The 20,472-nt window shown below is 72.8% G+C and carries 19 protein-coding genes, 1 tRNA gene, 1 pseudogene and 1 riboswitch; of the genes and pseudogenes, 10 read left to right on the top strand and 11 right to left on the bottom strand.

Annotated features, from left to right (window positions below; translation table 11 throughout):
• Nucleotides 1-57: 57 nt before the first annotated feature.
• The 3 genes from BJF77_RS19125 to BJF77_RS19115 are packed head-to-tail and all read left to right on the top strand — an operon-like array spanning nucleotide 58 to nucleotide 2,095.
• On the top strand, nucleotides 58-594 hold the full coding sequence (locus BJF77_RS19125; RefSeq protein WP_075873160.1) for a low molecular weight protein-tyrosine-phosphatase: 537 nt from the start codon (nucleotides 58-60) through the stop codon (nucleotides 592-594).
• The gene (locus BJF77_RS19120) at nucleotides 591-1,184 is read left to right on the top strand and encodes a uridine kinase (RefSeq protein ID WP_075873159.1); all 594 of its coding nucleotides are present in this window, start codon (nucleotides 591-593) and stop codon (nucleotides 1,182-1,184) included. The genes BJF77_RS19125 and BJF77_RS19120 overlap by 4 nt, the downstream gene beginning before the upstream one ends.
• A gap of 29 nt (nucleotides 1,185-1,213) precedes the next feature.
• The gene (locus BJF77_RS19115) at nucleotides 1,214-2,095 is read left to right on the top strand and encodes an aminodeoxychorismate lyase (RefSeq protein ID WP_075873158.1); all 882 of its coding nucleotides are present in this window, start codon (nucleotides 1,214-1,216) and stop codon (nucleotides 2,093-2,095) included.
• Between the two features lie 102 nt (nucleotides 2,096-2,197).
• Here the strand turns inward: BJF77_RS19115 and BJF77_RS19110 are convergent, their stop codons facing one another.
• The 10 genes and pseudogenes from BJF77_RS19110 to BJF77_RS19060 all read right to left on the bottom strand — a co-directional run bounded on the left by BJF77_RS19110 (nucleotide 2,198) and on the right by BJF77_RS19060 (nucleotide 12,900).
• On the bottom strand, nucleotides 2,198-2,995 hold the full coding sequence (locus tag BJF77_RS19110) for an energy-coupling factor transporter transmembrane protein EcfT (protein ID WP_075873157.1): 798 nt from the start codon (nucleotides 2,993-2,995) through the stop codon (nucleotides 2,198-2,200).
• Nucleotides 2,992-4,757: pseudogene (locus BJF77_RS19760) on the bottom strand (ABC transporter ATP-binding protein). The gene BJF77_RS19110 and the pseudogene BJF77_RS19760 overlap by 4 nt, the downstream one beginning before the upstream one ends.
• A complete protein-coding gene (locus BJF77_RS19095) occupies nucleotides 4,754-5,374 on the bottom strand; it encodes an ECF transporter S component (RefSeq protein ID WP_047804448.1) in 621 nt (206 codons plus the stop codon). Before BJF77_RS19095 ends, BJF77_RS19760 begins: the two are co-directional and overlap by 4 nt.
• Nucleotides 5,375-5,462: 88 nt before the next feature.
• Nucleotides 5,463-5,584: riboswitch (TPP riboswitch) on the bottom strand.
• Between the two features lie 232 nt (nucleotides 5,585-5,816).
• On the bottom strand, nucleotides 5,817-6,095 hold the full coding sequence (locus BJF77_RS19090) for a DUF4235 domain-containing protein (protein WP_047804449.1): 279 nt from the start codon (nucleotides 6,093-6,095) through the stop codon (nucleotides 5,817-5,819).
• 57 nt (nucleotides 6,096-6,152) lie between these two features.
• Nucleotides 6,153-6,641: a monovalent cation/H(+) antiporter subunit G gene (gene mnhG, locus BJF77_RS22950; protein WP_369821449.1), complete on the bottom strand. Its 489-nt coding sequence runs from the start codon at nucleotides 6,639-6,641 to the stop codon at nucleotides 6,153-6,155.
• Between the two features lie 5 nt (nucleotides 6,642-6,646).
• Nucleotides 6,647-6,919 (bottom strand): monovalent cation/H+ antiporter complex subunit F, encoded by a 273-nt coding sequence (locus tag BJF77_RS19080; protein WP_047804451.1) that lies wholly within the window; start codon nucleotides 6,917-6,919, stop codon nucleotides 6,647-6,649.
• Complete coding sequence (locus BJF77_RS19075; protein WP_047804452.1) at nucleotides 6,916-7,644, bottom strand: Na+/H+ antiporter subunit E; 729 nt, start codon at nucleotides 7,642-7,644, stop codon at nucleotides 6,916-6,918. Before BJF77_RS19075 ends, BJF77_RS19080 begins: the two co-directional genes overlap by 4 nt.
• On the bottom strand, nucleotides 7,641-9,281 hold the full coding sequence (locus tag BJF77_RS19070) for a Na+/H+ antiporter subunit D (protein WP_075873153.1): 1,641 nt from the start codon (nucleotides 9,279-9,281) through the stop codon (nucleotides 7,641-7,643). The genes BJF77_RS19075 and BJF77_RS19070 overlap by 4 nt, the downstream gene beginning before the upstream one ends.
• Nucleotides 9,278-9,793: a Na(+)/H(+) antiporter subunit C gene (locus tag BJF77_RS19065; protein WP_075873152.1), complete on the bottom strand. Its 516-nt coding sequence runs from the start codon at nucleotides 9,791-9,793 to the stop codon at nucleotides 9,278-9,280. The genes BJF77_RS19070 and BJF77_RS19065 overlap by 4 nt, the downstream gene beginning before the upstream one ends.
• Nucleotides 9,790-12,900 (bottom strand): Na+/H+ antiporter subunit A, encoded by a 3,111-nt coding sequence (locus BJF77_RS19060; protein WP_075873151.1) that lies wholly within the window; start codon nucleotides 12,898-12,900, stop codon nucleotides 9,790-9,792. Before BJF77_RS19060 ends, BJF77_RS19065 begins: the two co-directional genes overlap by 4 nt.
• A gap of 272 nt (nucleotides 12,901-13,172) precedes the next feature.
• Between BJF77_RS19060 and BJF77_RS19055 the strand changes: the two genes are divergently transcribed.
• Nucleotides 13,173-14,522, top strand: a complete 1,350-nt coding sequence (locus tag BJF77_RS19055; RefSeq protein ID WP_075873150.1) for an MFS transporter — start codon at nucleotides 13,173-13,175, stop codon at nucleotides 14,520-14,522.
• Between the two features lie 127 nt (nucleotides 14,523-14,649).
• Here BJF77_RS19055 and dcd read toward each other — a convergent pair whose 3' ends face one another.
• Entirely contained in the window at nucleotides 14,650-15,225 is a 576-nt protein-coding gene (dcd, locus tag BJF77_RS19050; RefSeq protein WP_047804492.1) for a dCTP deaminase, read from the bottom strand.
• A 124-nt stretch (nucleotides 15,226-15,349) separates the two neighbouring features.
• Here dcd and BJF77_RS19045 point away from each other — a divergent pair.
• The 6 genes from BJF77_RS19045 to BJF77_RS19020 all read left to right on the top strand — a co-directional run bounded on the left by BJF77_RS19045 (nucleotide 15,350) and on the right by BJF77_RS19020 (nucleotide 20,436).
• Nucleotides 15,350-15,420, top strand: a tRNA-Gly gene (locus BJF77_RS19045).
• 169 nt (nucleotides 15,421-15,589) lie between these two features.
• Complete coding sequence (panD, locus tag BJF77_RS19040; RefSeq protein ID WP_075873149.1) at nucleotides 15,590-16,036, top strand: aspartate 1-decarboxylase; 447 nt, start codon at nucleotides 15,590-15,592, stop codon at nucleotides 16,034-16,036.
• A gap of 111 nt (nucleotides 16,037-16,147) precedes the next feature.
• Nucleotides 16,148-17,074, top strand: a complete 927-nt coding sequence (locus BJF77_RS19035) for an AEC family transporter (RefSeq protein WP_075873148.1) — start codon at nucleotides 16,148-16,150, stop codon at nucleotides 17,072-17,074.
• Nucleotides 17,075-17,286: 212 nt separating this feature from the next.
• The gene (locus BJF77_RS19030; RefSeq protein ID WP_075873147.1) at nucleotides 17,287-18,609 is read left to right on the top strand and encodes an extracellular solute-binding protein; all 1,323 of its coding nucleotides are present in this window, start codon (nucleotides 17,287-17,289) and stop codon (nucleotides 18,607-18,609) included.
• On the top strand, nucleotides 18,606-19,598 hold the full coding sequence (locus tag BJF77_RS19025) for a carbohydrate ABC transporter permease (protein WP_075873146.1): 993 nt from the start codon (nucleotides 18,606-18,608) through the stop codon (nucleotides 19,596-19,598). The genes BJF77_RS19030 and BJF77_RS19025 overlap by 4 nt, the downstream gene beginning before the upstream one ends.
• A 4-nt stretch (nucleotides 19,599-19,602) precedes the next feature.
• On the top strand, nucleotides 19,603-20,436 hold the full coding sequence (locus BJF77_RS19020; RefSeq protein WP_047804461.1) for a carbohydrate ABC transporter permease: 834 nt from the start codon (nucleotides 19,603-19,605) through the stop codon (nucleotides 20,434-20,436).
• The last annotated feature ends 36 nt before the right edge of the window (nucleotides 20,437-20,472 follow it).

Raw genomic sequence — 20,472 nt, 5'->3', positions numbered from 1 at the left:
CTCCGGGCGGCGGCCGCACTTCTCGTCCCCGGCCCCGTCCGGCTTAGACTGCCCGCTATGTATTCGATCGTGGCCGTGTGCACCGGCAACATCTGCCGCTCGCCCATGGCGGAGTTCGCCCTGCGCCGCGCCTTCGAGGCCGCCGGTCTGGGCGAGCGCGTGCGCGTCGACTCGGCCGGCGTGAGCGACGAGGAGCTCGGCAACCCGGTCGACCCGCGGGCCGGGGACCTGCTGTGCCGCGAGGGGCTGGACGCCTCCGCGCACGCCGCCCAGGCCTTCGACCCGGCCCGGTTCGCGGACCGCGACCTCGTGCTCGCCCTGGACCTCGTCCACTGGCGGCGCCTGCGCGCCCTCGCCCCCGACGCTCCCGCCGCCGAGAAGGTGCGCCTGCTGCGGGAGTTCGACCCCGCCGTCGCCGGCTCCGAGCACACCGAGCTGGGCATCTACGACCCCTGGTACGGGGGCGCCGAGGACTTCGAGACCACCTACGGCATGATCGCCGCCGCCGTGCCGGGGGTGGTCCGCGCCGTCGCCGGGGAACTGGACGCCGCGGTCCCCGGCGCCGGCCGCGCCCGGGACGCCGGAGACGCGTGATCGACATCGAGCTGGAGGTGGACGCCGCGGTCGCCGCGGCCCACCCGGCCGGCACCAACCTGGCCCGGCTGCTTCCCACCCCCACCCGACGTCCCTGGCTCATCGGCATCGACGGGCGCTCGGGCGCGGGGAAGACGACCCTGGCCGAGCAGCTCGCCGAGGTGCTCCGTCCCGTGCGGGACGTGACCCTCTTCCACATGGAGGACCTCTACCCGGGCTGGGACGGTCTCCGCCCCGGCACCCGGACCTACGTGGAGGAGGTCCTCACCCCTCTCCGCGCCGGCCGGGACGCCGAGTGGAGCGCCTGGGACTGGGTCACCGGGTCCCCGGGCACCCCCCGCCTGACACGCGTCGCGGAGGTCGTCGTCCTGGAGGGCGTCGGGGCCTGCTCGGCCGCCGCCCGGACCCTGCTGGACGTCTCGGTCTGGGTCGAGCTGCCCACCGCGCTGCGCTACGACCGGGCCCTGAGCCGGGACGGCGCGTACTACGCCGAGCACTGGGAGCAGTGGGCCGCCCAGGAGGACGCCTACCTGGCGGAGGACCACGTCTGGGAGCAGGTCGACGTCCTGCACCCCGGCCCCGTCCACTGAGCGGGCGCCCGCACCGACAGGAGACAACCGTGACCAGCACCGTCGTCGTCCTCGACGCCGCACACCCGGAGGGGGTCCTCGCCGACCCGGCCGTCCCGCTCGTGCGCGTCGACGACCAGGGACTCACCCGCGGGGACGGGGTGTTCGAGAGCCTGCGCGTCGTCGACGGGCGGGTGCAGAAGTTCGCCGTCCACCACCGGCGCCTGTCCGCCTCGGCGCGCCTGGCCCAGCTCCCCGTGCCCTCGGCGCAGGTGCTGCGGCAGGCCGTCGAGCTGGGGCTCGCCCACGCGGCCCCCGGCGGGGACGGAGGGCTGGGCGCCGAGCACAGCGTCAAGGTGGTCGTCAGCCGCGGCACCCCCGAAGCCGGCCCGTGGTCGTGGGTGGCCGTGAGCCCCGTACCGGAGTCCACCTTCCGGCAGCGCCGGGAGGGAGTCTCCGCGGTGCTGCTGCCCCGCGGCCACGACCCGGCGCAGGACGCCGCGCATCCGTGGCTGCTGCCCGGGGCCAAGACCCTGTCCTACGCGATCAACATGGCCGCCCTGCGCCATGCCCGTTCCCTCGGCGCGGACGAGGCGATCTTCACGGCCCCGGACGGCCGGATCCTGGAGGGCGCCACGTCCTCCGTGGTCTGCGCCCGCGTGCGCGAGGGCGTCCGCACCCTCGTGACCCCGGAGCCCTCGCAGGGAATCCTCCCCGGCACCACACAGGCCACGATCTTCGACGCCGCCCGGCGCGACGGCTGGGAGCTGGGCCACGGACCCCTGCAGTCCGCCGACCTCCTGGCGGCGGACGCCCTCTGGCTCGTCTCCAGCGTGCGGCTCGCCGTACCGGTGCGCCGGCTCGACTCCCACCCGCTGCCCGTGGACGCGGAGCTCACCCGCCTCGTGACGGGCTGGGTGGCCCGGGCGTGACGGGCACGGCCGCGCGACCTGCAGGGGCGAAGGCCGTGACGGGTGGGGACACGCAGGCCTGACGGGTGGGCGACAGGCATCCGCAGGCGCGGCGCCCCGGCCTCAGGCCCAGATGAACCGGTGCGTCCCGAGCAGGACGGAGACCACCGGTCCCGCCACGGCCACGGCGGCGCACCCCGCCAGCACCACGGCGTCCCTCCAGGAGTGTCCCGGGACCCGGACCCACGTGCGCGGGCCCGCGCCGAAGCCGCGCGCCTCCATGGTCACCGACAGCCGCGTGGCACGGCGCAGGGACTGGACCAGCAGGGTGAACGCCTGCCCGCCGAACTCCCGCAGCACGCCCACCGGGCCGTGCCCCGAGCCGGCGCCGCGGGCCCGGCGGGCCATCGCCAGCGTGGACCACTCGGTGAGCATCACGCCCACCAGGCGCAGGGCCGCCAAGGAGGCCAGCACGAACCGGGCGGGCAGCCGCAGCGTCTGGGCCAGTCCGTCGGCGAGGTCCGTCGGATCCGTGCTGAGCACGACGAGCAGGCCCGAGAGCGCCAGCGCGAGCCCGCGCAGGGCGATCGCCGCGCCCGCGGCGAGCGACCCGGCCGAGAGCTCGGTGATCCCCAGGTCGAGCAGCACCGGCCCGGAGTCCTCGGCGAGCAGCGCCGTGCCCCATCCGCTCACGAGCGCCGCGAGCAGCAGGGGCCAGGCGCGCAGCAGCTGCGCCGGCGGGCGCCGTCCGGCCAGCGTCAGCAGCAGCACTTCGCCCAGCAGCACGATCCCCGACGTCACGGGATCCGCGCTGAGCAGCAGCGTCACGGTCAGGGCCAGGGCACCGGCCAGCTTCACCACGGGATGGGCGCGGCCCAGCAGGGAGGCCCGGGCCGCCGGGCCGATCACGGGCGCGCTCACCGGACCTGCTCCGTGGCCGCCCGGAGCCCCGGCACGGGCGTGCCCGACTCCGCCACGACGCCCTGTGCGGGCGCACCGGACTCCACCACGGCACCCCGTCGAGGAGCACCCGACTTCAGCACGACGCCCCGTCCAGGAGCACCGGGCTCCACCACGGCGCCACGTGCGGGAGCGACCTGCTCCGGCACGATCCCGGGGGCGGACGTTCCCAGCTCCAGCACCTCGGCCCCGAGCGCCCGCACGAAGTCCTCGTCGTGGGTGACCGCGAGCACGGCCGTGCCGGCGTCCACGACCTCCAGGAGCAGGTCCACGAGCTCGGCCCAGGTCAGGGCGTCCTGGCCGAACGTGGGCTCGTCGAGCACCAGGACGTCCGGATCGGTGGCCAGCACCGTGGCCACCGACAGCCGCCGCTTCTCACCGCCGGAGAGGGTGAAGGGGTTCGCGTCCGCCAGGTGGGTCAGCCGCAGCCGGTCGAGCAGCTCTCCCGTGCGACGGTCCCGGTCGGCCGCCGGGGTGCCCGCCAGACGGGGGCCGAGCTCGAGCTCGGCCCGCACGGTGGCGCGCAGGAACTGGTGCTCGGGCTCCTGGAAGACCGTCCCGACGCGGGCCACCAGGTCCGGTCCGGCCCACTCCAGCGGGTCCGGTCCGGCGCCGCGGGCCAGGGCCGGGTGCGCGGTCACGGTGCCGCGCACGGGCGCCAGCAGGCCCGCCAGGGTGAGCGCGAGGGTCGACTTCCCGGCGCCGTTGGCGCCCGTCACGGCCAGTGCCCGGCCACGGAGCAGGTCCAGTCCCACGCCGGTCGCCGCGGCCGGGAGGTCCCGGCCCGCCGCGGGATCGCTCAGCGCCCGGCCCCGCCGCCGCGCCCGGCGCCGGCGCGCAGCTGCCGTGCGGAGGGCTGGGTGCGCGAGACGGCCAGCGCGGCCGCGCTCAGCAGCGGCTCCGCGTCCCCCCGGGGACGGGCGGGCGCGCGGGTGGGCGGGACCCGCCCGGGAACCCAGACCCCGGCGCGGCTCAGCTCGTCGGCGGCCTCCCCCAGGACCTGCGCCGGGGACCCGTCGTGCGTGATCCCCCCGTCGCGGCCGAGCACGACGACACGGTCCACGACGTCGGCCCACACCGCCACGCGGTGCTCCACGACCACCAGAGTGGCCCCGCTGCGGTCCAGGCACCGTGCCACCGCGTCCCGGACCTGCCGCACCCCTGCGGGGTCCAGGTTCGCGGTGGGCTCGTCGAGCAGGAGCAGCCCCGGGCTCATCGCCACGGCACCGGCGAGCGCCAGGCGTTGCTTCTGCCCGCCGGACAGGGCGGCGGTGGGATGGTCGAGCGGCAGGGCCAGCCCCACGTCGTCGAGGGCGGCGCGGACCCGGGGCCAGATCTGTTCCCGGGGCACGGCGAGGTTCTCGAGGCCGAAGGCGGTGTCGTCCCCGATACGGGACAGGACCACCTGGGACTCGGGGTCCTGCTGCACGAGCCCGGCGCGTCCCCGTGCCCGGTCCGGGTCCGTGCCGTCGAGCAGCAGCTCCCCGTGGCGGGAGAGCCCGTCGTCGTCGTGCAGGACCCCCGCGAGGGCGTGCAGGAACGTCGACTTGCCCGCCCCGCTCGGCCCCAGCAGCAGCACCCGCTCCCCCGGCTCGACCACCAGGTCGATGCCCCGCAGGGCGGGGGCCTCCCGGCCGGGGTGGTGCCAGCCGAAGCCGCGGGCCTCGACGCGGGCCCCCGCGGCGGCGGGCGTGCCGGGAGGACGCACCGCCGCGGCGGTCATCGCCGTGCGACCCGGCCCGAGGCCAGGCCCTGCAGCACGCCGGTGGCTGCGAGCGCCTTCACCACGGCCCACATCAGCAGGCCGGCGAGCACCGCGCCCGAGAGGGCCGCGAGGACCACGTAGACCACCTGGTGGCCGAGGGCCCACTCGTAGTTGTAGATGATGCTCTCGTTGACGCCCAGGAAGATGCCGCTGACCGCGCCCGCCGCGGCGGCCACCGCGGCGTTGTAGCGGCGGTAGCGCACCGCGGCGAAGACCAGCTCGGCCCCGATGCCCTGGAGGAGGCCGGACAGGATCACGGTCCAGCCGAAGTGGGTGCCCAGGAAGCCCTCGATGACGGCGGCGAGCAGCTCGCAGAACAGCGCGGCGCCCGGCTTGCGGATGATCAGACCGCCGAGCACACCGGCCACGAGCCAGCCGCCGGCGATCAGCCCCACGGCGGGCGGATAGGTCACCGCGGCGGCTCCGACCACGGGATAGAGCAGGTTCGACCACGCCCAGAAGACGACCGCGCACACGGCGGCGAGGACGGCGGCCACGACGATGTCGACGACCCGCCAGGACGAGGACCCGGGCGCACGGTTGCGGCCGGCGGGACGGTGCGTGGTGGTGTTCATGGTGCGTTCCTCCTGGGCTCAGCGAGCCATCGGTGCCAGGAGGGGAGGGGTCCGCGCGGACACGGCCGGAGCTCATGTCCGCGAGTCGTCCCTGAGGTGCTCGACTCCCTTCGCCGGTGCTAACCGGAGCAGGTTCGAGGGTCTGCGGTGATCCGCACTCTCAGCGCTGTGCCGCCGTTGCCGGCGGGGTGCGCTCCCCTGTCGTTTCAGTGGCACCGAGTCTACCCCTCCCCTGCCCGCACCGCCGCACGCACTGACATCCGGACTGTCGCCTGGACTGTCGCCGGTGCTGCCGCCCGCACGTCCGCCGTTCCGTTCCTGCCCGCGGGGCGTCCGGCGCTCCTCCCGCGGCGCGTCCGCCGGACGGCGAAGGGGCCGGTCCGCCCGGACACCGTTGCGGTGTCCGGGCGGACCGGCCCCTTCGTGAGGTGGTCCCCGGGGATCAGACCTCGGCCTGGCTGGAGGCCTTGGGGTTGTTCCGGGGCTGGTTCTCCATCTTCGCGACCTGGCGGGAGATCGCGACCTTGATCACCGTGCCGACGAGGCCGGTGACGAGCGACCAGATGATGATGCCGGTCCACGCCTCGTCCGGGTCCGGGTTCTTGGCGGGGGGCGGGTCCCCCGTGATGCGCGTCCACGCGGCGCCGAGCACCTTGTGCGAGAGCGCCACGCCGCCCAGCGAGAGGCCGGTGCCGGCGAGTTCGAGGATCTTCGTGTTCATGGACTGCTGCTCCTTGTCGTCGGGGCGGCGCGGATGCGCCCGTCGATCGTGCCCAGCCTAACGCGTCCTCCCGGATCCGTCAGTCTGCTGTCCGTCGGCGTGCTGCCCGTCCGCGCCCGGCGGGTCGGTGAGGGCCGCGTCGGTGAGGGCCGCGTCGGTGAGGGCCGCCCCGGCCGCGGCCTGCCCGCCGCCGTCCTGCTCGCCGGCACGGTTGAGCACCTCCTGCAGGTCGTCCTGCGTGAGGGTGGCCCGGTTGAGGTGCTTGGTGCGGTAGGTGGAACGGCCGACCATGTGCGCCGAGACGGGCACGGTGAGCAGCTGGAAGACCCAGCCCAGGATGATCAGCGGGATCATGACCGGGTCCCGGTTCTCCAGGGCGACGGCGGTGAGCATGAGCAGCAGCCCGAACACCTGCGGCTTGGTCCCGGCGTGCATGCGGGTCAGCAGGTCCGGGAACCGGACCAGCCCGATCGCCGCGGCCAGGGACATCAGCGCTCCGAGGACCAGGCACACGGCGGCGGCGGCGTCCAGGACGGTGTCCAGCACGGGGCTCACTTCCCGTGCTCGGCGGTCTGGGTGGCGAAGCGCGCCACCGTCACGGCGCCGATGAACCCCACCAGGGAGACGATCACCATGAGGATGAGGTTGTCGAGATGGCCGTGGTAGGCCATCTCCACGGCGAGCGACGCCGCCACGATGGCCAGCAGGACGTCGGTGGCCACCACCCGGTCCAGCAGCGACGGCCCCTTGGCCAGCCGGTACAGGGTGCCCGCGGCGGCCGTGCTGAGCAGCACGGCCGCGACGGCCACGGCGATCTCCATCACGAGCGGTCCTCCTCGGTGGTCTGGGGGTTCTCGGCGGCCCGGGGATTCTCAGTGGTTCCGGTGTTCCCGGTGGACCCGGCGGGGACGTCTCCTCGCCGGCCGCCGACGATCTGCTGCTCGGCCGTGACCGGGGAGCCGATCGCCGCGCTGTCCCGCTGCTCGGACTCCGCCGCGCCTCCCCCGCGGCGTTCGGCCCGCAGGGCGGTGAGCTCCTCCCGGGTGCCCATGATGCGGATCCACGCGGCCTCGACCTGCCGCACGGAGCGCCGGAAGGACTCGGCCTCCTCGGGGGTGCGGACGTTGAGCGCGTGGAAGTAGAGCGTCCACCGGGAGCGGTCCACCTCCACGAGGATGGAGCCCGGGATCAGGGCCATGGTGTGGCCGGTGGCGGTGAGCAGCAGGTCCGAGCGCGTGCGCAGCTCCACGCCCACGACCGCGTTGCGGGCCCGCGGGCCCACGAGGATCGCGACGAGCATGACGCCCACGCTGGCCTTGGCGACCTGCCACACGAAGGTCACTGCGAAGAGGGCGAACTGCAGCAGGTTGAACCGGCCCGAGAGCTGCACCGGGGGCAGGTAGAGCACCCAGGTCACGAGCAGTGCCAGCAGCGCGCCGAACAGCAGGTTGCCCAGGCCGAAGTCGCCCCACAGGGCACCCCAGACGAGCACGAGCCACACCAGCAGCGGCAGCTCGACGAGCAGGGAGTTCTTGGGACGCGAGCTCACGGAGCCTCCTCCACCACGGGGCGGGGAACCGATCCGGGGTCCAGCACGGCCGCGACGTAGCGCTCGGGACGGACGAGGTTCTCGGCCGCGTTGTCCGCGAGCTGGAAGATCGGGCCGGCGAAGACGGTGAGGGCCACGCCCACGACGACGAGCGCGGAGGCGCCGCCGAGCATGGAGGGCGACATCAGCCGCACGTCGCCCTTGCCGGCGAACTGCCCCTCCTGGTCGTCGACGGACCCGGAGGTCAGGAGGAAGCGCGAGCCCGCCGGGACCGGGGCCAGCAGGATCGGGTCCGGGTACTCCGCGTCCTCCGGGGTGCGCAGGAACACGCGGTTCCACACGCGGATCATGGCCAGCAGGGTCAGCAGGGACACCGCCACGGAGCCCGCCACCAGGACGTAGGCGAGCGGGTCGCCCCGGTTCACACCGGCCTGCAGCAGCCCCGTCTTGCCGAGGAAGCCGGAGAACGGCGGGATGCCGCCCAGGTTCAGCGCGGGCACCAGGTAGAGCAGCGCCAGCAGCGGCGAGATCCTGGCCATGCCCGCGAGCCGGTCCACGTTCGTGGATCCGCCGCGGCGCTCGATCAGCCCGGCCACCAGGAACAGGCTGGTCTGGATCACGATGTGGTGGGCCACGTAGTAGACCGTGGCGGAGAGCGCCTCCTGGCTGCCCACGGCCACCCCGAAGATCATGTAGCCGATGTGGCTGATGAGGGTGAAGGACAGCATGCGCTTGATGTCGATCTGGGCGAGCGCGCCCAGGATGCCCACCACCATGGTGAGCAGCGCGACCCACATCAGCAGGGTGTCGAGCCGGTCCCCCGGGAACAGCACGGTCTCCGTGCGGATGATCGAGTAGACGCCCACCTTGGTCAGCAGCCCGGCGAACACGGCGGTGACGGGGGCGGAGGCCGTCGGGTAGGAGTCCGGCAGCCAGAAGGACAGCGGGAACACCGCCGCCTTGATGCCGAAGGCGATGAGCAGCATGACGTGCAGCTGCATCTGGGTGCCCACCGGCAGGTCGGCGAGCTTCACGGAGAGGTCGGCCATGTTGATGGTGCCCGTGGCCGCGTAGATCATGGCGATGGTGATCAGGAAGAGCACCGAGGAGATCACGGAGACCACCACGTAGGTGACGCCCGTGCGGATCCGCTGGACCGTTCCGCCCATCGTCATGAGGACGTAGGACGCGGTGAGCAGGATCTCGAAGCCCACGTACAGGTTGAACAGGTCACCCGCGAGGAAGGCGTTGGAGACCCCGGCCACGAGGATGAGGAAGGAGGGGTGGAAGATCGAGATCGGGCCCTCCTTGTCGCCGTCGGCCACGCCCTGGCCGCTGGCGTAGACCAGCACCGCGAGCGAGACGACCGTGGAGACCACGAGCATCAGCGAGGAGAGCTGGTCGACGACCATGACGATGCCCCAGGGCGCCGCCCAGCCGCCCAGGTGGACGGCCTGGGGACCGACGTCCCACGTGCTCACCAGCACCGCGGCCTCGACCACGAGGGTGAGCACCAGCGAACCGATCGCCACGGCGCGCTGCAGGGCGTTGCGCCGCAGCAGCACGAGGCTCAGGGCCGCGCCCAGGAAGGGGATGATGACCGCCAGCGGGGCCAGCTGCGCGAGGTGGAGGGTCATCGGGTCCCCTCCCGCCGGGGCCCGGGAAGACCGGGCGTCTCGAGGTCCTCGCCGAGGTCCTCAGCGGGGTCGTCGTCGGGGTCGCTGCGGCGGGGCGCCTCCTCGAACTCGGTCGTCTCGGCGGGCACCTCGGCGTCGTCCTCCAGGTCGTAGGAGGACTGCCGGGCCACGCGCCGGTCCTCCACGTCGTCCTGGATCTCGTCGCGGCGGCCGAGCACCCAGGAGCGGTAGATCATCCCGAGCAGGAACGCGGTGACGGCCAGCGAGATGACGATGGCGGTGAGGATCAGCGCCTGGGGCAGCGGGTCGCTGTAGTCCTCCGCGGCGATCGAGCTGTCGTAGAGCGGAGCGAGTCCGGGGATGCCGCCCGCGTGCAGGATCAGCAGGTTCGTGCCGTTGGTGAGCAGCATCAGTCCCAGCAGCACCCGGGTGAGCGAGCGCTCGAGCAGGAGGTACACCCCCACGGCGTAGAGCACGCCCATCACGACCAGCAGGGTCAGGTTCACGCTCATCGGTGCTCGTTCCCTTCGTCGGGCCCCGCCCCGGCGGTCGTGACCGGGGTGGGTGAGGTCGCCGACGTCGCCACGGACGATCCCGCGGTGACCCGGCGCTGCCGGGTGACCCTGATGCGGGTGCCGCGTCCGGGCGTCCTCCGGCGCCGGCGCACGGCGTCCTCCTCGATCCGCTCGTCGATCCGCCCGCCCAGCGAGCGCAGGATGTCGAGGACGAGCCCGACGACGATCAGGTAGACCGCGATGTCGAAGACCAGTGCGGACACGAACTTCTCGTGCCCGAAGACCGGCAGCTCCACCTCCACGGTGTAGCTCTGCATCACGGAGCCGCCCAGGAACACCGGGGTGAGGGCGTAGAGGGCGGCCAGCGCCAGCCCCGTCCCCAGCATCGTGCCGGCGTTGATGGGGGTGGCGCGCTCCAGCTCGAAGCGCCCGCCCGCGAGATAGCGCACGGTCAGGGCCAGTCCGGCCATGAGCCCGCCGGAGAACCCGCCGCCCGGGTCGTTGTGCCCGGCGATCAGCAGGTAGAGGGAGACCATCATGAACGTGTGGAAGAGCAGGCGGGTGACCACCTCGAAGACGATCGAGCGCCGCTCGGGCGCCAGGGTCCGCCCCGCCAGCAGGTAGGGGTCCTCCGGGTCCTCGGGGGTGCGCCGGTCGACCACGGCGTCCAGCTCCGCGCCGGACGGGACCACGGCCGCGGCGCTGCGCCGGCGCAGGATCCGCAGCTGTTCGGTGTTCGGGTCGTCGCCGGAGCGCACGATCCGGTCCCCGCGGCCGGTGACGAAGATCAGGGACGCCACACCGGTCGCGGCGAGCACCAGCACGGAGATCTCCCCGAAGGTGTCCCACGCCCGGATGTCCACCAGGATGACGTTGACCACGTTCTGCCCGTCGCCCAGCTCGTAGGCCATCCGCGGCAGCTGCAGGGAGATGGGCTCGGCCGTGCGCGAGGAGATGCTGAAGGCCGCCAGAGCCATCATGAACAGCCCGAAGGCCACCGCGATGGTGCCGCGCAGGAGCCGGCGCCCGGCGGGGTTGCGGTGCCACAGCGGCGCGGGCAGCGAGCGCAGCGCCAGCACGAACGCCACGAGCAGGATGGTCTCCACGAGCGTCTGGGTCAGGGCGAGGTCCGGGGCCCCCTGCAGGGCGAACATCAGCGCCAGGCCGTAGCCGGTGACCGAGACCAGGAGCACGGCCAGGAAGCGCTTCTTCGCCAGGGGCACCAGCAGGGCCGCCACGACCATGGCCGCCCCGGCGATCAGCTGGGCCGGCCCGTCCGAGAGCCGCAGGGTGCCCAGCGGCGGGGTCTCCTCCACGACCAGGGCCACGAGGGGCACCACGATCGCGGTGACGAGGATGACCGAGAGGTAGAACATCAGCGATCCGCGCTGGGTGCGCCCGGTGATCCACACCGCGACCAGGTCCAGGACGTTGATGGTCCGCCGGTAGAGGAGCTCTCCGGGCGGCAGCGAGGGCAGCGCGCGCTGGAGGTCGGCGACAGGGCGCCGGGCCAGGAACATGAGCAGCCCGCCCGCGACGATGACCGCCGACAGGCCCAGGGCCGGGGTGAGTCCGTGCCACAGGGCGAGGTAGAACTCGTGCCCGCCCGGGTCGGGGAACTGGTCCACGTAGGGCTGGAGCATGGCGGTGACCGGCTGCGGCCAGAGCCCGTAGGCCACGGTGAGGACGGCGAGCACGAGCGGGGCGGCCAGGAAGCCGGGCTCGACGCGCTCCATGTCGCTGATCACGGCCTTGCCGTCCGCCCCGGCGTCGAGCTCGGAGAACTCCGCGGACTTCTGCGCGAAGCCGCCCCACAGGAAGCGGGCGCTGTAGGCGAAGGTCAGCACCGAGCCGAGCACCAGCCCGGCGAGCACCACGATCCCCGCCGCGCTGTCCGCCTCGTGGGTGAACGCGGCCAGCACCGACTCCTTGGCCACGAAGCCCGCCAGCGGCGGCAGCCCGGCCATGGAGGCGGCGGCCACGGCGGAGACGGCGAACAGCACGGGCACGCGGCGGGCCAGGCCGGAGAGCCGCCGGATGTCCCGGGTGCCCGCCCGGTGGTCGATGATGCCGACCACGAGGAACAGCGTGGCCTTGAACAGGCCGTGGGCCAGGAGCATGGCCATGCCGGCCTGCGCGGTGTCGGCCGCGCCCCGGCCCACGACGACGACGAGGAAGCCGAGCTGGCTGACGGTGCCGTAGGCGAGGATGAGCTTGAGGTCGTACTGCTTCAGCGCGGCCCAACCGCCGAAGATCATGGTGCCCAGGCCCAGGATCATCACCGTGGGCTGCCACAGCGCCGTCTCGGCGTAGCCGGGGGCGAACCGGGCCACCAGGTACACGCCGGCCTTGACCATGGCGGCGGCGTGCAGGTACGCGGACACGGGCGTGGGCGCGGCCATCGCGGCGGGCAGCCAGAAGTGCAGCGGGATCAGGGCGGACTTGGTCACGGCGCCGACGAGGAGCAGGAACACCGCCACGTCCACCAGGGTGCCGCGCTGGGCCAGCTCGGGGGCCGCCGCGAGCACCTGGGAGATCCGGTAGGTGCCGGCGGCCTGGCCCAGCATCACGATGCCCACGAGCATGGACAGTCCGCCGGCCGTGGTCAGCACGAGCGCCTGCAGGGCCGCGCGCCGGGCGGACAGCCGGGCCCGGCTGTAGCTGATGAGCAGGAAGGACAGGACGGTGGTGATCTCCCAGAAGACGAACAGCACCAGCATGTCGTCGGCGGTCACCAGCCCGAACATGGCCCCGGCGAAGGCGAGCAGCTGGGCGCCGAAGCCCCCGAGGTCACCGGCGCCGGGCTTGAAGTAGCGGGCGCAGTAGAAGAGGACGAGGGACCCGGCCCCGAGCACGAGCAGGGACATGGTCCACGCCAGGGCGTCCATCCGCAGGGCCAGGTCCAGTCCCAGGGAGGGGATCCACTCCACCGCCTCGGTCCACCCGCCGTCCGGGCCGTACACCCGCGGGGCGGAGGACAGCAGCCACAGGAACCCGGCGAGGGGAACCGCAGCCAGCAGGTAGAAGGCGCTGCGTCCCATGCGCGCGAACAGCAGGGGCGCGACCGTGGCCACCACTGCGTGGAGCAGGAGCACAACGGTCATCAGGCGCCTCCGGGGAGCGGTGAGCAGTTCAGCGGGCGGGCGTCGAGGGGCCCGGACGCGGGGCACGGAGGACCTGTGCGAGCACGGGGATGCCGGGGCGCGCCCGGGGCACCCAGACTATCAAAGGGGCTCTGCGGCCCTCCGCGGTTGCCCGCGGACGAGACCTGGACGCTCCCGGTCAATCCGCTGGGCAATCGCTCCGCAGCGCCGGGATGCGCGGTCCCGGCGAGGCCGACGCCCCGGCGGGGCACCGCGGGCCTAGCATGACTGCCATGGACACCGCGCCCCCTGGTTCCCCCTCCCCTCCGTCCGCGCCGCCCGCGGCCCCCTTCACGCCGCGCCGCTCCCACGTGTGGGCCTGGAGCCTGTGGGACGCCGGCTCCGCGGCCTTCAACGCCGTGATGACCACGTTCGTTTTCACCGTCTATCTCACCGGCGACCCGTTCGGCGGGGAGGACCACGCCTCCCAGGTGCTGGGGTACGGGATCGGCGCCGCGGGCGTCGTCGTGGCGCTGCTCGCCCCCGTGGTCGGGCAGCGCAGCGACGGCGCCGGGCGCCGGAAGCTGTGGCTGGGCGTCAACACGATGCTCACCGCGCTGCTCACCGCGCTGTGCTTCCTGGTCTACCCGGAGTACCCGTTCCTCTACCTGGGCGTGGCGCTGCTGGCCCTGGCCAACGTCTTCGACGAGTTCGCGGTGGTCAACTACAACGCGATGCTCCCCGGCATCGCGGGCCGCGAGCACATCGGCCGGGTGAGCGGGCAGGGCTGGGCGCTGGGCTACTTCGGCGGGATCGTGGCCCTGTCCATCGTCCTGTTCGGCTTCGTGAGCCCGGGGTTCCTCGGCCTGCCCGAGGAGGAGGCGCTCAACATCCGGGCCGTCGCACTGTTCTCGGGCCTGTGGATCGCCCTGTTCTCGATCCCCGTCCTGTTCGTGGTGCCCGAGATCCGCCCCACGCACCGGGGCCCGCGCCCGTCCGTGCTCCGGTCCTACCGGCAGCTGTGGGCGAGCCTGCGGGAGCTGTACCGGGACGCCCCGCAGACGCTGTGGTTCCTGCTCTCCTCCGCGGTGTTCCGGGACGGGCTCAACGCCGTGTTCACGTTCGGCGGCGTGATCGCGGCCGGGACCTTCGGCTTCACCCTCACCGAGGTCATCGTCTTCGCGATCGTCGGGAACGTGGCCGCCGGTGTGGGAGCGCTCGCGGGCGGACAGCTCGACGACCGGGTGGGCCCCAAGCGCGTCATCGTGGCGTCCCTGGTCTGCATCCTGCTGGCGGGCACCCCGCTGCTGTTCCTGGACGGCACCGCCGCGTTCTGGGTCTGCGGGCTGCTGCTGTGCCTGTTCGTGGGTCCGGCGCAGTCGGCCTCCCGGACGTTCCTGGGCAGGCTCACCCGCACCGGCCACGAGGGCGCCCTGTACGGCCTCTACGCCACCACCGGCCGGGCCGTGAGCTTCCTGGCACCCACCCTGTTCGCCGTGTTCGTCTCCGTGCTCGGCGCCCAGCGCTGGGGGATCCTGGGCATCCTCCTGGTGATCGGCGCGGGACTGCTCCTGCTCTTCGGCGCACGTGACCCCGAGCGCGTCCGGGACCTCGGCGGCGCCGGGACCACGCGGCGCGCCTGAGCCGCGGCGCGGAACCGATCACCGCAGCGCCGCCCACGGTGCGCGGCGGGGCAGGGAGCCGGTGCGCGGACGGACCCGGCGCGAGGACGGGGGCGCCGGGCCGGGGGCCCGGAGCGGGCGCCGGACCTCAGATGCGGGTGCGGGAGAACCCGAGGTGGCTGCGCGAGGCCGTCGGGCCGCGCTGCCCCTGGTACCGGTTGGCGTAGGCGCCGTCCCCGTACGGGTGCTCCGCGGGCGAGGACAGCCGGAAGAAGCACAGCTGCCCGATCTTGGAGCCGGGCCACAGCTTGATGGGCAGCGTCGCCATGTTGGAGAGCTCGAGCGTGACGTGCCCCGAGAAGCCCGGGTCGATGAACCCGGCGGTGGAGTGCGTCAGCAGCCCCAGCCGCCCCAGGGAGGACTTGCCCTCCAGCCGGGCGGCGATGTCGTCCGGGAGGCTCACCTTCTCGTAGGTGGAGCCCAGGACGAACTCCCCGGGGTGGAGCACGAAGGCCTCCTCCGGGTCGACCTCCACGAGGCGCGTGAGCTCCGGCTGCTCCACCGAGGGGTCGATGTGCGCGTACTTGTGGTTGTCGAAGAGCCGGAACCAGCGGTCCAGCCGCACGTCGATGCTGGCCGGCTGGATCAGGGCGGGGTCGTAGGGCTCGAGGACGACCCGGCCACCGTCGAGCTCACGGCGGATGTCGCGGTCAGAGATCAGCACGGTCCCCAAGGTAGCGCACGCCGCTCCCCCGGGCCCTGTTCCCCGGTCCTGCCCGGCCCCGGCAGATCGTGTACAGTGTTGTGGTGTCCCCGTCCGGCGCACGCACCGGACGGATCACGGATGCGCGGCTGTAGCTCAATGGTAGAGCGCACGCTTCCCAAGCCTGATACGCGGGTTCGATTCCCGTCAGCCGCTCTCGCACCGAACGCCCCGCGCCCCCACGGCCGGGGCGTTCGTCGTGCCCGGGGCGGCCCCGGTAGAATGTTCTCGCGCCCCGGCCCTCCCCGGACCCCGGCGTCCGACGCTCCGGCGCCCGACCGGAGCCGCACCCCGCACCCCGCCCACGAGGAGCAGATCTCCCGTCATGCTGCGCACCATGTTCAAGGCCAAGATCCACCGGGCCGTCGTGACCCAGGCCGATCTCCACTACGTTGGCTCGATCACCGTGGACCAGGACCTCCTGGACGCCGCCGACATCCTGCCGGGCGAGCTCGTCTCCATCGTGGACGTCACCAACGGCGCCCGGCTGGAGACCTACACCATCGCCGGCGAGCGCGGCTCCGGCGTCGTCGGGATCAACGGCGCCGCCGCGCACCTCGTGCACCCCGGCGACATCGTCATCCTCATCAGCTACGCCCAGATGGACGACGCCGAGGCGCGCACCCACGTGCCCCGCGTGGTGCACGTGGACGCGCAGAACCGGATCGCCGACCTCGGCGCGGATCCCGCCGAGGCCCTGCTCGACGGCGTCGCCCGCCCCCCGCTCTCCCGGACCCTCGCCGCGGCGCGGGCCGACCTGCCGCTCGGCTGACGCGACCGTCGCCGCCCGCCCTCGGGGACGTCCTGTCCGGAGGGCCCTCCGCCATGGGATAGAACTGTAGGGGCCCGATCCCGCGGGTCCCGACAGTCCGAGGAGGAACCCGTGGCCGGAGTGTTCTCGGGGTTCTTCATCGTGTGGGCCGTCATCGGCGCCGGATACGTGGTGGGCCGCCGCCGGGTGCTGGGGCCGCAGGGGCAGCTGGTGCTGAGCAAGTTCGCCTTCTACGTGGCCAGCCCGCCGCTGCTGTTCCTCACCATCTCCGAGGCCGACATCGGCCGCCTGCTCTCCGCCCCCCTGCTGGTGGCGGCCGTCTCGGCGGTGGCCACCGCCCTCGTGCACGCCGGGCTCGCCCGGTGGGTGCTGCACCGGGACGCGGCGACCACCGTGATGGGCGCCCAGGCCGCCTCCCAGGTGAACTCCGCCAACCTCGGCATCCCGATCGCCACGTTCGTGCTCGGGGACGCGACCATGGTGGTGCCGGTCATCCTGTTCCAGCTGGCCCTGAACACCCCCGTGTACCTGACGATCATGGACGTCCTGACCGACGGCCGCCGGCCGAGCCTCGGCAGCATCCTGGGCAACGTGGTGACCAACCCGATGATCATGGGCTCCGGGCTCGGGATCCTGTTCGCGGTGACCGGCTGGCGGCTTCCCGAGGTCGTGCACGAACCGGTGGAGCTGGTGGCCGGGGCCTCCATCCCCGCGATGCTGATGGCCTTCGGCGTCTCCCTGGTGGGCGCCTCCCCGCTGCGGGCCGGGACGAGCCCGCGCCGGGACGTGGTGCTCGCCGCCGCCCTGAAGCTGCTGCTGCACCCGGTGCTGGCCTTCCTGTTCGCCCGCTACGCCCTGGGCCTGGAGGGGCACCTGCTCTACGCCGTGGTGGTGATGGCGGCGCTGCCCACCGCCCAGAACATCTACGTCGCGGCCGTGCGCTACGGGAGGGCCGAGCAGCTGTGCCGCGACACGGTGCTGCTCACCACGGTCGTGGCCATGCTGACCATGGCCGGCGTGGCCCTGCTCCTCGCCTGACCCGCGGCCCGGCACCCCGCCCGCGCAGCCCGCGCCCGTTCGCAAAACCACAGGTTACTGGTCTGTGACGTACCGCACTCATAGACTGAAGCTCCGCGCAGGGGTGGTCACCCGGCAGCACGCACCACCGACCGTCCCGCCGAGCAGGTCCCACCGGACCCTTTCGGCGCCCCTCGCGGGCCGCCACATCGCCGAAGGGGAGGAACAGACCGTTGACCACCACCTCACACCCCCACAGGGCCCCCGGGAGGCGACGGCGCAGCGCTGCCGCCGCCCTGGGCGCCGTGGGCGCCCTGATCCTGACGGGATGCGGTGACGCCGACGCCGGCGGCACCCCCACCCTCACCTGGTACATCAACCCCGACGCCGGCGGGCAGGCGGAGCTGGCCCAGCGGTGCTCGGAGGAGTCCGGGGGCCGGTACAACATCGAGACCTCGTTGCTGCCGCGCGACGCCGCGTCCCAGCGCGAGCAGCTCGCCCGGCGTCTCGCGGCCGGGGACACGTCGATGGACATCATGAGCCTGGACCCGCCCTTCATCCCCGAGCTGGCCGAGCCGGGCTTCCTGGCCCCCGTGCCCGCGGGCGTCGAGCAGGCCACCACCCAGGACGTCCTGGCCGGTCCCCTCGAGGGCGCGAAGTGGAAGGACGAGCTGGTGTCGGTGCCCTTCTGGGCCAACACGCAGCTGCTCTGGTACCGGGAGTCCGTGGCGGAGGCCGCCGGCCTGAACATGGACGAGCCGGTGACCTGGAAGCAGATCATGGACGCCGCCCGGCAGCAGGACAAGTACCTGGGCGTGCAGGGCACCTCGGCCGAGTCGATGACCGTGTGGGTGAACGGCCTGATCAAGTCCGCCGGCGGCGACATCATCGAGAACCCGGAGGCCCCGGCCGACGAGATCGTGATCGGCATGGACTCGGAGGCCGCGCAGCAGGCGGCCGAGATCGTGGGCACCATCGGCCGTGACGGGCTCGGCGGGCCGGGCCTGCCGACCTCGGACGAGAACGCCTCGATGATCCAGTTCCAGTCCGACGACGGCTCCTTCATGGTCAACTGGCCCTTCATCTACGCGGCCACCGCAGCGGCCGTGGAGGGCGGGACCGTGGAGCAGTCCATGTTCGAGGACATCGGCTGGGCCCTGTGGCCGCGGGTGAACCCGGACGAGCCCTCCGCTCCCCCGCTGGGCGGGATCAACCTGGGCGTGGGCGCCACCTCCGAGCACCAGGACCTGGCGTGGGAGGCGGTGGAGTGCATCGTCCAGCCCGAGAACCAGGCCTACTACTTCGTGAGCAACGGCAACCCGGCCGCGTCCGAGGCCGCCTACGAGGATCCGGAGGTCCGGGAGGCCTTCCCGATGTACGAGACCATCCGCGAGTCCCTCGACCAGGCCGCGCCGCGCCCGCAGACCCCCTACTACAACGAGGTCTCCACCGCCATCCAGCAGCAGTGGACCCCGCCGGCGTCCGTCACCGAGGACACGCCCCGCACGACCGCGGAGTTCATCGAATCCGTCCTGAAGGGAGACCAGCTGCTATGAGCACCGTCGTCAATCCCAACGCGCCCGGCACCGGTCCCCGGGAGGCCGCCCCGGCTCCGGTGAGCGGACGGCGCAGCGCGAAGCCGCTCATGTCCGACCGCGCCCGGTCGGAGCGCAAGCTCGGCTGGATGCTCGCCGGCCCGGCGTTCATCGTGATGCTCCTGGTCACCATGTACCCGATCCTGCAGGCCCTGTGGGACTCCCTCTTCTCGTTCCGGCTCACCGACCCGGGGAACAAGGAGTTCATCTTCCTCGGCAACTACGCCACGGTCCTCTCCGACAACGTGTTCTGGCGGGACCTGGGCGTCACCGTGCTGATCACGGTGGTCACCGTGGTCGTGGAGCTGGTCCTGGGCTTCGCCCTGGCGCTCGTGATGAACAACGCGATCCGCAGCACCAAGGGCCTGCTGCGCACCGCGATCCTGGTGCCCTACGGCATCATCACTGTGGTCTCCGCCTTCGCGTGGTTCTACGCGTTCGACATCACCACCGGCTACATCAACAACTGGTTCGACTGGGTCCCGGGCATCGGCCCCGACTTCAACTGGTTCTCGAACACGTGGTCGGCCCTGTTCGTGATCATGGCCTCCGAGATCTGGAAGACCACCCCGTTCATCTCCCTGCTCCTGCTGGCCGGCCTGGCCCAGGTCCCCAGCGAGTACACGGAGGCCGCCCGCGTGGACGGCGCCACGTGGTGGCAGAGGATGTCCCGGGTGATCCTGCCGAACATGAAGGCCGCGATCATGGTGGCCGTCGTGTTCCGCGCGCTGGACGCGTTCCGCATCTTCGACAACATCTTCATCATGACGCAGGGCCAGTACGGCACCGAGACGCTGTCCCTGCTCGCCTATCGCACCTCCATCGGCCGACTGGAGATCGGGCTCGGCTCCGCGATCTCCGTGATCCTGTTCGTGTGCGTGCTGCTCATCGCCTTCGTCGCCATCAAGGTGTTCAAGGTCGACCTCGCCGGCGCCGGGAAGGGAAGGTAATCCCATGACCACCAAGCAGAAGTGGGGCTGGGCCGTCGTCACGGTCCTCGTCCTGTTCTACGCCCTCTTCCCCGTCGCCTCGATCCTCATGACGTCCTTCAAGACGCCGGCGGACCTGACGTCCGGGAAGTTCCTGCCCACCCAGTGGGTCGGGGAGAACTACTCGTCCATCTTCGTGGGCCAGGCCCGCGACCTGTTCGTGCCGTCGCTGATCAACTCGATCGGCATCTGCCTGATCGCCACGGCCATCGCGGTGGTCCTGGCCACGCTGTGCGCCTACGCGATCGCCCGCCTGGACTTCCCCGGCAAGAAGATGATCCTGACGGTCGCCCTGGCGGTGTCCATGTTCCCCGTGGTCTCCATCGTCACCCCGCTGTTCAACCTGTGGCGCCAGATCGGGCTCTACGACACGTGGCCCGGCCTGATCATCCCCTACCTCTCGCTGACCCTGCCGATCTCCATCTGGACCCTGACGGCGTTCTTCCAGCAGATCCCGTGGGACCTGGAACGGGCGGCGCAGGTCGACGGCGCCACCACCTGGCAGGCCTTCCGCAAGGTGATCGTGCCGCTGGCCCTGCCGGGCGTCTTCACCACCGCGATCATCGCGTTCTTCATCGCCTGGAACGACTTCGTCTACGGCATCGGCCTGACCTCCACCGAGGCCGCCCGCCCGGTGCCCGCGGCTCTCGCGTTCTTCACCGGAGCCTCGCAGTTCGAGGACCCGGCGGGCGCGATCTCCGCGGCGGCCATCGTCGTCACCATCCCGGTGGTCCTCCTGGTGCTGCTCTTCCAGCGCCAGATCGTCTCCGGCCTGACCCAGGGCGCGGTCAAGGGCTGAGCCCGCCCGCCGCCCACGCATCTTCCGAACCGAACG

The sequence above is a fragment of the Kocuria sp. CNJ-770 genome, from assembly GCF_001942375.1.
Classification (GTDB): domain Bacteria; phylum Actinomycetota; class Actinomycetes; order Actinomycetales; family Micrococcaceae; genus Kocuria; species Kocuria oceani.
Note: the sequence above shows the minus strand (reverse complement) of the source record. Positions and strands in the feature narration are given on the sequence as shown.

Bases quoted from the DNA above. Each gene is read 5' to 3' on its own strand.
- BJF77_RS19060 (WP_075873151.1), bottom strand. From the start codon at position 12,900: ATGACCGTTGTGCTCCTGCTCCACGCAGTGGTGGCCACGGTCGCGCCC.
- BJF77_RS19070 (WP_075873153.1), bottom strand. From the start codon at position 9,281: ATGACCCTCCACCTCGCGCAGCTGGCCCCGCTGGCGGTCATCATCCCC.
- panD (WP_075873149.1), top strand. From the start codon at position 15,590: ATGCTGCGCACCATGTTCAAGGCCAAGATCCACCGGGCCGTCGTGACC.
- BJF77_RS19020 (WP_047804461.1), top strand. From the start codon at position 19,603: ATGACCACCAAGCAGAAGTGGGGCTGGGCCGTCGTCACGGTCCTCGTC.
- BJF77_RS19095 (WP_047804448.1), bottom strand. From the start codon at position 5,374: ATGAACACCACCACGCACCGTCCCGCCGGCCGCAACCGTGCGCCCGGG.
- BJF77_RS19025 (WP_075873146.1), top strand. From the start codon at position 18,606: ATGAGCACCGTCGTCAATCCCAACGCGCCCGGCACCGGTCCCCGGGAG.
- BJF77_RS19090 (WP_047804449.1), bottom strand. From the start codon at position 6,095: ATGAACACGAAGATCCTCGAACTCGCCGGCACCGGCCTCTCGCTGGGC.
- BJF77_RS19055 (WP_075873150.1), top strand. From the start codon at position 13,173: ATGGACACCGCGCCCCCTGGTTCCCCCTCCCCTCCGTCCGCGCCGCCC.
- BJF77_RS19125 (WP_075873160.1), top strand. From the start codon at position 58: ATGTATTCGATCGTGGCCGTGTGCACCGGCAACATCTGCCGCTCGCCC.
- BJF77_RS19065 (WP_075873152.1), bottom strand. From the start codon at position 9,793: ATGAGCGTGAACCTGACCCTGCTGGTCGTGATGGGCGTGCTCTACGCC.